Source organism: Dolichospermum sp. FACHB-1091 (assembly GCF_014697585.1).
Taxonomy (GTDB): Bacteria; Cyanobacteriota; Cyanobacteriia; order Cyanobacteriales; family Nostocaceae; genus Dolichospermum.
Genome location: NZ_JACJSB010000001.1, coordinates 242,882 through 252,710, shown reverse-complemented (window position 1 = coordinate 252,710; position 9,829 = coordinate 242,882). Strand labels below are relative to the sequence as shown.

Genomic DNA, 9,829 nt, shown 5'->3' with positions numbered 1-9,829 from the left:
TTGCGAATTTGAATATTGAATTTACCTATAAGCAGAAAATGGGGGTGTATGAGGAGTTTGAAAATATTTGTTTTGTGGATACTTTGGATAATACCTCTTTTGAGGGTAAGCAATTGGATTTGTTTGCTATGACTGTGGAGAATACTGCGAGAATCAAAAGACAGAATGATAGAACTATTTCTGTGATTATTGGTAATCCTCCTTATAATGCAAAACAGGAGAATTTTAATGATAATAATGCTAATCGTTATTATACTGCTATAGATAAGTTAATTAAGGAATCTTATATTAAATATAGTAAAGCGCAGAATACTAATATTGTTTATGATATGTACACTAGATTTATTAGATGGGCTGCTGATAGACTAGGTAAAAATGGGATTATTGCGTTTATTACTAATTCATCTTTTATTGACGCAAGAGCATTTGATGGTTTTAGAAAAGCGGTAACTGATGATTTTAGTTATATTTATATTATAGATTTACATGGTGATGTGAGGAAGAATCCTAAACTTTCAGGAACTACACATAATGTTTTTGGGATTCAAACTGGTGTCGCTATTATGTTTTTGGTGAAAAAACTGAATAGTGATTTTAATAGTTGTCAAATATTTTATATTCGTCGTCCAGAATTTGATATAGCAAATGATAAGTTAAAGTTTTTATCTCAAACTAAATTTAATCAAATTCCTTTTGATCATATTAAACCAGATAAAAACTATAATTGGATCAATCAATCTGATAATGATTTTGAAATTCTTTTACCTTTAGTTACCAAAAAGCCAACACTTGATAATTCTTTATTTTTATTATCTTCTTTGGGCGTTTTGACAAATAGAGATGAATGGGTTTATGACTATAGTAATCAAAATTTAGTCGAAAAAATGTTATTTTTTAATAAAATCTATAACCAAAGTGTGCAAAATAATGTAGTTGATTATTCCATAAAATGGAGTTCTTCTTTAGAAATGTATTGGAAATCAAAAATCCAAGTGGAACATAATCCAAAAGTAATTAGAAAGACCCTTTATAGACCTTTTTGTAAACAGTTTCATTACACTGAAAAAATATTTAATCACAGATTAACAAAAAATCATTATGAGATTTTAGGAAAAAATCTTGATCAAGAAAATTATTCTATTGTTTTTAATACAATAGGTTCACCTAAAATATTCCATGTTTTAGTTTCTAATTGTTTAGCAGATGGTCATTTAACAGGTGATTCTCAATGTTTACCTTTATACTCTTATAATCAAGAAGGAAAACGCATTGATAACATAACCGACTGGGGACTAAAACAAATTCAAACCCATTACCAAGATGAAACAATTACCAAAATAGACATCTTTCATTATACCTACGCAGTCCTACATAACCCAGCTTATCGCACCAAATACGAACTCAACCTAAAACGCGACTTTCCCCGCTTACCCTATTATGAAAACTTCCGAAAATGGGTTAATTGGGGAAAACAACTCATGGAAATTCATATTAACTATGAAACAGTTACACCTTATAACCTAACCCGTCTTGATATTCCCTTAAAAGACAACCAAAAAACACCCAAACCGAAACTAAAAGCAGACAAAACCAAAGATAATATCATCTTAGATGATGTCACCACATTATCAAACATTCCTAAAATCGCGTGGGAATATATGTTAGGTAATCGTAGTGCATTAGAATGGATATTAGATCAATATAAAGAGAAAAAACCAAAAGATCCCACCATTGCGGAAAAATTCAATACCTATCGTTTCGCAGATTATAAAGAACAGGTAATAGATTTATTAATGAGAGTTTGTACCGTGAGTGTAGAAACAATGAAAATAATTAAAGAAATGTCAGAATCAGGATAACCAGGATTAAAGGATTTTCAGGATGAAATATCAAAAATTAAACGCAGATAAACGCCGATAAACGCCGATAATTTTGACATTTTCTCTGTCTTCTCTGTGTTCTCTGTGGTTCGATAAAAAAAAGAAATTGTCAGAATCAGGATAACCAGGATTTGAGGATTTTCAGGATAAAATATCAAAAATTAAACGCAGATAAACGCAGATAATTTTGACATTTTCTCCCTGTTCTCTGTGTTCTCTGTGGTTCGATAAAAAAAGAATTTGTCAGAATCAGGATAACCAGGATTTGAGGATTTTCAGGATTAATGAATATCAAATCCTGTTAATCTTTTAATCCTGTAAAACCTGATTCTGACAATTAATGCTATAATCAACAAATAACTACTTGGTGTCATATCATGATGGTTACTCAAAAATTAGAATGTAAGGAAAACATCTCTCAAGATGTGATTTTCCCCCCCAGTGATTTATATAGTGATGAACCACCCGTGGAAACAGAACTACATCTAGAGCAAATTATGCTCTTAATTAAATGTCTTAAATGGTTGTGGAAAGATAAAACTGATTTCTATGCTGCGGGAAATCTCACCATTTACTATAGTCCTAATCAGAAAAAATCAGAATATTTCCGAGGTCCAGATTTCTTTGTTGTGCTAGGAACAGAACGCAAAACTCGAAAAAGTTGGGTAGTTTGGAATGAAGACGGTAAATACCCTAATTTTATTTTAGAAATTCTGTCTCCAACTACAGCAAATACAGATAAGGAATATAAAAAAGAACTTTATCAAAATACTTTTCGCACACCAGATTATTTTTGGTTTGATCCTTATACACTAGAATTTGCAGGTTTTCATTTATTAGATGGAAAATATCAACCTCTAGAAGCAAATGAAAAAGGACATTTATGGAGTGAACAATTAAATTTATATTTGGGAATTCATGAGGGATTATTGCGGTATTTCACACCAGAAGGAAAGCTAGTTTTTACCCCTGAAGAAACCGCAGAACGTTTAGCAGCAAAATTGCGAGAATTAAATATAGATCCTGATGAAATTTAATGTACAATCAAATGTAGGTTGGGTTAAGCGACAGCGCAACCCAACAAAAGTTTTAATAATCAGGTTTAATAATGTTGGGTTTCGTTCCTCAACCCAACCTACTGGAAATTTACACCTTCATAAATATCGCTAAAAGGAATTTGAAAATCTATGCAACCCAACAAAAGTTTTAATAATCAGGTTTAATAATGTTGGGTTTCGTTCCTCAACCCAACCTACTGGAAATTTACACCTTCATAAATATCGCTAAAAGGAATTTGAAAATCTATGCAACCCAACAAAAGTTTTAATAATCAGGTTTAATAATGTTGGGTTTCGTTCCTCAACCCAACCTACTGGAAATTTACACCTTCATAAATATCGCTAAAAGGAATTTGAAAATCTATTGATTTTAAAGATAATATATCATTGACTGATTCATATTCAGTTAATACCCATTGTTCTTCTGCATTTTTAGCAAATTGTTCAATAAAATATTCATATTGGTTAATCATAATATATTCTTTCAATTCAGGAAGAGAACGATAAAATCTAAATTTGTCAGTTTTATCATAATTTATAGTTGATTTAGATAACACTTCTACAATCATTAAAGGATTTGTTACTTGAGTAGTTCCAGTTCCTTGATATGTTGGTTCTCCTTGAATTACCATAATATCTGGATAAGTATATATTTGATAACGCTCTATCCATAATTTAACATCACCCATATAAATCTTGTAATTTTGATTCCGCATTTTTAATTTAAAATGTAGATAAAAATTACCTGCAATTTCATTATGATTTGTAGTTCCACCAGTCATAGGTATAATTTCCCCGTGTATATATTCATTTTTAAATTCTGATTTTTCCTCTAGTTCTATATATTCTTCTGGAGTGTAATATTTGCTGGATGTTTGGATTTGCATATTAACCTCATATTTTCAATTTTAATTACCCAGGATAATGCTGGGCTAAAAATTCCTGTGCTTGAGCCTTATCCTTAATTATACCATCTACAGTCGCAGTTAATAAATCATCAAGCATTTGCTTATATTGGGGACTAGGTTTATAACCTAATTGTTTTAAATCATTCCCATTTAACAGCGGTTGAATATTTCCCCAATTTGTTAAATATTGCCAAATTCTTCTTCTAATTTTCCGGGGACTTTGTAAAGCAATTAAAATCAAAGTTTGTAAATCATATTTTTTGAGTAAATATACAGTTTGACTGGGTTTTTCAAAAGTGGGTAATAATCTCATTACCTCAGATTGAATTTCAGATAATTTCTCTAATCTGCTAATACTATCATCAGCTACTTGGAGATTTTTAGCAACTTTTTCCCGATATTCTGGTTTTAAATAAGCTATTAATACCTCCAGACGCATTTGCCAATTTATTAAAGTTTGTTTTTTGTCAAATTTCCTTAAACAGTGGTTTAATAAATTTAATTGTCGGTTAAGTTCTCTATCTAATTTTAGCGTAGGATGAATACATTGTAAAGCCCCTAAATTATTAAGTAATTCTAAAGCTGATTGCCAATAATGTGCTGCCAAAATATACTTTAATTCAGTTTTTAGTCGAGTTTGCAAAGCCGGAGTTTTACTATTTTCTTGACTAGTACGATTATAAACTCCACTATTTATAGCATAACGAATATAGGTTTCTGTTTGGGTTTCTAGGGAAAATCCAAACCGTACCGCAAACCGCACCCCGCGATAAATCCGCGTCGGATCTTCAATAAAACTATTAGCGTGTAAGATTCTAATTTGCTGATTTTTTAAGTCTATAAAACCACCAAAAAAATCTAATAATTCACCAGCACGAGGAGAAGTTAACCGCAAAGCCATAGCATTAATTGTAAAATCTCGCCGATATAAATCTTGACGAATGGAACTAGCTTCAACTTCTGGATTTGCTGCTGGATAAGGATAAAACTCGGTTCTGGCTGTGGCAATATCTACCCATAATGAATCTAATAATATATCTTTATGCCATAATAAAGCCGCAGTTTGAAAAGCACCATGAATTTCTAATCTGGCATTTTGATAAATGTGCTGTAAGGCTTTAGCTAGTTCTACCCCTGCACCGACATTTGCTGTTTTATGAAAACCATCAACTACTAAATCAATATCATTAATCATTAAAGTGCGATTTTCTGTTTCTGATAATAGTAAATCTCGCACTGCACCACCAACTAAATAAAGATGCCAGCCTCGTTTTTCTGCTTCTTGAGAAGCGATATTAAGTAATTGCCACAGTTGAGGAGTAAGACGTTTTTCTAATTCATAATTGAGTCGCAAATTCTGATCATAGCTTTGGATTTGGGATTGGGGATTTTGAATTGTTAATTGATGCAGTTCTCTTAAAACATCGGTGCGAGTGACAATACCAACTAATTGCCCTTGCTCTAATACTGGTAATCTGCCAATATCATAAGTTACCATTAAAGACTCAATTTCTGGTAAGGAAGTATCAGGGGTAATTGTTTTTAAATTACTTGTCATATAACCTTTAACTGGTGCATGACTAAATCCATGATGTAAAGCAATATCTAAATCACGTCTGGAAATAATTCCAATTAATAAATCTTGGTTATTAACTACAGATAAACCTGAATGTCCATAACGTAATAAAATCCTTTGTGCTTCGGCTATAGTAGTCTCCGGGCGAATTGTTCGCACTGGAGAAGACATTAGATCTCTAGCAATAGGAGGGTGGGGAATTTGCCCTTTTAATCCATCTAATAATTGTTGTAAAATTGCTTGGGAATCTGTAGTGCGGAGGTTTAAAGATGCTGCTTGGGAATGTCCACCGCCACCATAAGATGTAAATAATTGATTAAGGTTTGTTTGGGGAATTTGTGTTCTCCCAATTACTGTTAATCGCCAATCTTCTTCACTTAAAGGATATTCATTTGCTAATAGTACGGCATCGGTTTCTGTTAAATCAATTATTTCTGAAGCTAAACCCGATAAACCCGGTACAAAACTATCTGTTTTTATTGTCACCCAAGCAATAGTATATCCCCGCAAACAAAGATATTCTAAGTTTTCCAAAGCTTGACTTAATAACTGTTGTAATTGTGGTGATAAACCAGGATCTCGATAGGTAGAAATAACTGATAAATTTGCTCCTTGCTGCATTAACCAACCTAATGCTAAAGCATCTCTGGCTGTAGATTGTTTATAAGTTAATGAACCTGTATCTACATGAATACCCAAAGCCATTACCGTCGCTTGAGCGGAATTTAAAGAAATATTGCTTTTTTGTAATCTTTCTACCATTAAAGTAGTTGTAGCCCCTACTTCTTCAATGTATGATTCAGTAGAGGGAATATCTCTCTTCTGTTCGAGATGATGATCATAAATGATGATCTTTTCCACATTAGCTAAATCAAACCAGATAGCTGCTTTACCCAAGCGATCGCGCTTTTGAGTATCTACAACCGTTAAAGAACGAATTTTCTCAGGAATTACTGAACGTCTTTCAATTAACGGATACTCGTCACGGTGTAGTGCCAAAAAATCCCTGACAGGGGGATGAGCGCCCCCAGTGAGGACGATTTTACTTCCCGGTTGCAGACAAGTCAACCCTACCGCTGCCCCCAAAGCGTCAAAGTCAGCAGTTGTATGACAAAGAATTAAATCCATATATTTAAAAGTGAGTTAAAAGTGACAGGGGACTCTTAACAGGAAACAGGGAATATCATTTCCATCTTAATCATTTTCCCAATGTCTAATCAGCAGATTGGAAAATTAGACATGAGCAACTGTTACAAACCCGACGTAAAATATTAATTGATCAGGTGATGCTTTGTGAGTTCAGAAGGTTCGCTGAAAACCACTAAGACTATAAACAGCAGCACACCTGGAGTAAACTAAGATTTCGTTATGTTGGGAAAAACAAAATGACCACAGTATTTCAAATCGCTTTAATATCACTAGTCTTGTTCTCTTTCGTGCTTGTGATTGGTGTACCCGTTGTTTACGCCACTCCTCAAAACTGGGTAGAATCTAAAAAACTGCTCTGGGTTGGATCTGGAATTTGGGCGGCTTTAGTTGTGTTAGTTGCTATATTAAACTTCTTTGTAGTTTAATTAACTGCTTTAACTATCCACTAACATATACCATACAAATCAGAGGAGCAGAAAAGCCAATACAAAAGGTAAAAATAGAAAAAATGCTCTTAAATGTTCTTTTTCTAGCCGACTTTTTCCTGATTGTGCTTTCCTGCTCTTATATTTTGAAAGCCGAAAAGTATATTGGTTAAGTACCTATTGTAATATTGATTCAGAGGCATTATGGCAGTTTTTGAAGGAAATTTTCAGCAAACCGAGTCTTTGCGCTTTGCATTGATTATCGCCCGCTTTAATGATCTTGTCACCCTGAAACTAGTGGAAGGATGTAAAGACTGCTTAAAACGTCACGGTATCAATCCTGACCCCGAAGGCGAGCAAGTAGACTATGTTTGGGTTCCCGGTAGTTTTGAAGTTCCCAATGTAGCCCGTCAATTAGCAATGTCTGGACGTTATGATGCCATAATTTGTCTTGGTGCAGTCATCAAAGGACAAACGCCACATTTTGATTATGTATCTGCTGAAGTTTCTAAAGGCATTGCTGCGGCTAGTTTCCAAACAGGAGTACCCGTAATTTTTGGGATTTTGACAACGGATACCATGCAGCAAGCTCTAGAACGGGCGGGAATTAAAAGTAATCATGGTTGGGAATATGCTATGAATGCCATAGAAATGGCCAGTCTCATGCGTCAATTACGCCCGAATTTAGCAAGTTAGTTAGGTAATGGGTATTGGGTAATAGGTAATGGGTAATAAGTAATTTTTTTCACTAAAAACTAATGACCACTGACCAATGGCACCGGGGAAAAAAATTTTTAATTTAGGGGTTGACAAACAAGAATAAATCTGGAATAATAAGATTATTGATGAGTTGCGGGTATAGCTCAGTGGTAGAGCGCAACCTTGCCAAGGTTGATGTCGCGCGTTCGAATCGCGTTACCCGCTTTCTAGTTTAGGTTTTTATATTAAAATAAAACTAACTGATTTTCCATCTCTATCAAATTGGTATGCGATGGATTTTTCGGTTGAGAGCTTTAATAGTAGGCTTTTCGGAATACTTCGCTAGGAGTAATTTTAGGTTTCCCCATACTGATTTTTGGAAAAAGTGGGGAATAATGTAAGAAAACCGCTCAAGTTATTTACCTCGCTTGTGCAACCTCAAAAACCAGATAAAATAGACCTAAACACGGAATACGCTTGTCCTTGTCGTCGCAAGGGACAGTTAATTCCCATCACGCTGACAGAAGCTTTTGGATGCGATCGCTGTCAGCAGATTTTTGTTGTAGAAGAAAATGGATATATATTAGAACAACTAACTACAACTTATCCTTATAAGCGGGCTTGGCGCTGGAAAGGAAATAGTTGGCACGTTGTTCAACCTCCCTTAAAACGAAGCTATTTACCAATAGCGCTAGGCATTATTTTTGTGTTAGTCATTATATGGCTACCATTAGCACTGCGGTTAGCTAATAGTTCCAGCCTCCTCGCTTGGGCAATGGTAGCAGTGTTACTGGCAATTCTACCAGCGCTAATGATCTGGCTTACTTACAGACGTTAACCCCATGACAGATGAAGTGATTGATGATTACCCCGAACCCATGAAAAGTGCTGAACGCGCTTTTCAAGCTTCTCTGAAATTGGGAATTACCAAGGGGACGGATAGGAGTCGGGCTGTGTTAGCAATGGCACAAGCCATAGAACGGGATTTTGATGAAATTCTGGAAGCTAATACCTTGGATTTAGAAGCAAGTCGAGAAATGGCAGTTCCAGAATTAATTTTGGACTGGTTGAGACTAACCCCCTCCAGGTTGGAGAATGCAGTGAAGATTCTGCAACGGTTGGGGGAATTATCTGATCCTTTGCGACGAGTCCGAACTGCTGACTATCAGCAGGAAGACTCCCAAAGTTATACCCAGTTAATGCCTCTAGGGGTGATTGCTTTTATTTATGAAGCTTTCCCAGATTTAGGGGCAATTGCGGCTGGTTTTTGCCTGAAAACTGGTAATAGTATTATTCTCAAAGGGAGTACAGAAGCTAGTCATTCTAATAAAGCGATCGCTAATGCACTACAAACAGCTATTACCAAAGTCGGTTTACCAGCGGGGTGTGTAGAATTAATTACTGCTGAACATGGCGCATCTGTGCGAGATTTAGTTACTCAAGACCAGTATTTAAGTTTAGTGATTCCTTATGGGCGTACTAGTTTAATTCAACAAGTAGTTAGACAGGCAACTTGTCCAGTTCTCAAGTCAGCCATGGGTAATTGTTACCTGTATTGGTCTGTCAATAGTAGCTTAGAAATGGTACGTTGGATGATTATAGATAGCCATGAAAGCGAACCAGATCCAGTAAATGCCATTGAAAAAGTCTTAATTCACCGTCAAGCTTTACCATCTTCCTTATTAGTGCTATGGAGTAGCTTAAAAGAAAAAGGTTTTGAACTTAAAGGAGATGCAGAATTAGTTGCAGCTTTTCCTCAGTTACAATTAGTAAAAGACGAAGAATGGGGGACACCTTATTTAACAAAAACAGTGACTTTTAAATTGGTAGATAGTTTAGAAAGTGCGATCGCTTGGATTAACCAATATAGTAGTAGTCATGCTGATAGTATTGTCACCGAATCCTATCAAGAAAGCCGCCAATTTGCATTAGGAGTAAATAGTGCTTCCACCTATATTAATGCTTCCCCTCGTTTTTCCCGTCATTCCTCACGAGGAGAAGCTGTATTTTTAGGAATGTCCAATCAAAAAGGACATAGAAGGGGATTTATTAGTTTAGAAACTTTAACAACAGTGAAGCATATTATTCAAGGGAATGGACGGTTTTAGGGAAAATATCTGACAATATTTAATAT

General features: G+C 34.9%; 8 protein-coding genes and 1 tRNA gene. 7 read left to right on the top strand and 2 right to left on the bottom strand.

Features of this window, described 5'->3' with window-relative positions:
* Both H6G25_RS01115 and H6G25_RS01110 read left to right on the top strand, forming a co-directional pair.
* A partial coding sequence (locus H6G25_RS01115) for a type ISP restriction/modification enzyme (RefSeq protein WP_190390903.1) occupies positions 1-1,859 on the top strand: 1,859 nt, incomplete at its 5' end.
* A gap of 398 nt (positions 1,860-2,257) precedes the next feature.
* On the top strand, positions 2,258-2,917 hold the full coding sequence (locus H6G25_RS01110) for a Uma2 family endonuclease (RefSeq protein WP_190390902.1): 660 nt from the start codon (positions 2,258-2,260) through the stop codon (positions 2,915-2,917).
* 332 nt (positions 2,918-3,249) lie between these two features.
* Here the strand turns inward: H6G25_RS01110 and H6G25_RS01105 are convergent, their stop codons facing one another.
* Together H6G25_RS01105 and H6G25_RS01100 are read right to left on the bottom strand one after the other, a co-directional pair.
* Entirely contained in the window at positions 3,250-3,825 is a 576-nt protein-coding gene (locus H6G25_RS01105; RefSeq protein WP_190390901.1) for a Uma2 family endonuclease, read from the bottom strand.
* Between the two features lie 25 nt (positions 3,826-3,850).
* On the bottom strand, positions 3,851-6,550 hold the full coding sequence (locus H6G25_RS01100; RefSeq protein WP_190390900.1) for a CBS domain-containing protein: 2,700 nt from the start codon (positions 6,548-6,550) through the stop codon (positions 3,851-3,853).
* 257 nt (positions 6,551-6,807) lie between these two features.
* Here H6G25_RS01100 and psbZ point away from each other — a divergent pair, with 257 nt between their 5' ends.
* From psbZ to H6G25_RS01075, 5 genes are all read left to right on the top strand, one after another.
* Complete coding sequence (gene psbZ / locus H6G25_RS01095; protein ID WP_028083223.1) at positions 6,808-6,996, top strand: photosystem II reaction center protein PsbZ; 189 nt, start codon at positions 6,808-6,810, stop codon at positions 6,994-6,996.
* A gap of 204 nt (positions 6,997-7,200) precedes the next feature.
* A complete protein-coding gene (ribH, locus tag H6G25_RS01090; RefSeq protein ID WP_028083222.1) occupies positions 7,201-7,692 on the top strand; it encodes a 6,7-dimethyl-8-ribityllumazine synthase in 492 nt (163 codons plus the stop codon).
* Between the two features lie 156 nt (positions 7,693-7,848).
* Positions 7,849-7,920: transfer RNA gene (locus H6G25_RS01085), tRNA-Gly, on the top strand.
* A gap of 205 nt (positions 7,921-8,125) precedes the next feature.
* The gene (locus tag H6G25_RS01080; protein WP_190390899.1) at positions 8,126-8,533 is read left to right on the top strand and encodes a hypothetical protein; all 408 of its coding nucleotides are present in this window, start codon (positions 8,126-8,128) and stop codon (positions 8,531-8,533) included.
* A 4-nt stretch (positions 8,534-8,537) separates the two neighbouring features.
* Entirely contained in the window at positions 8,538-9,803 is a 1,266-nt protein-coding gene (locus H6G25_RS01075) for a glutamate-5-semialdehyde dehydrogenase (protein WP_190390898.1), read from the top strand.
* Positions 9,804-9,829 lie beyond the last annotated feature (26 nt).

Excerpts from the sequence above, each read along its gene's own strand:
- psbZ (WP_028083223.1), top strand. The coding sequence starts at position 6,808 with ATGACCACAGTATTTCAAATCGCTTTAATATCACTAGTCTTGTTCTCT.
- H6G25_RS01105 (WP_190390901.1), bottom strand. The coding sequence starts at position 3,825 with ATGCAAATCCAAACATCCAGCAAATATTACACTCCAGAAGAATATATA.
- H6G25_RS01075 (WP_190390898.1), top strand. The coding sequence starts at position 8,538 with ATGACAGATGAAGTGATTGATGATTACCCCGAACCCATGAAAAGTGCT.
- ribH (WP_028083222.1), top strand. The coding sequence starts at position 7,201 with ATGGCAGTTTTTGAAGGAAATTTTCAGCAAACCGAGTCTTTGCGCTTT.
- H6G25_RS01110 (WP_190390902.1), top strand. The coding sequence starts at position 2,258 with ATGATGGTTACTCAAAAATTAGAATGTAAGGAAAACATCTCTCAAGAT.
- H6G25_RS01100 (WP_190390900.1), bottom strand. The coding sequence starts at position 6,550 with ATGGATTTAATTCTTTGTCATACAACTGCTGACTTTGACGCTTTGGGG.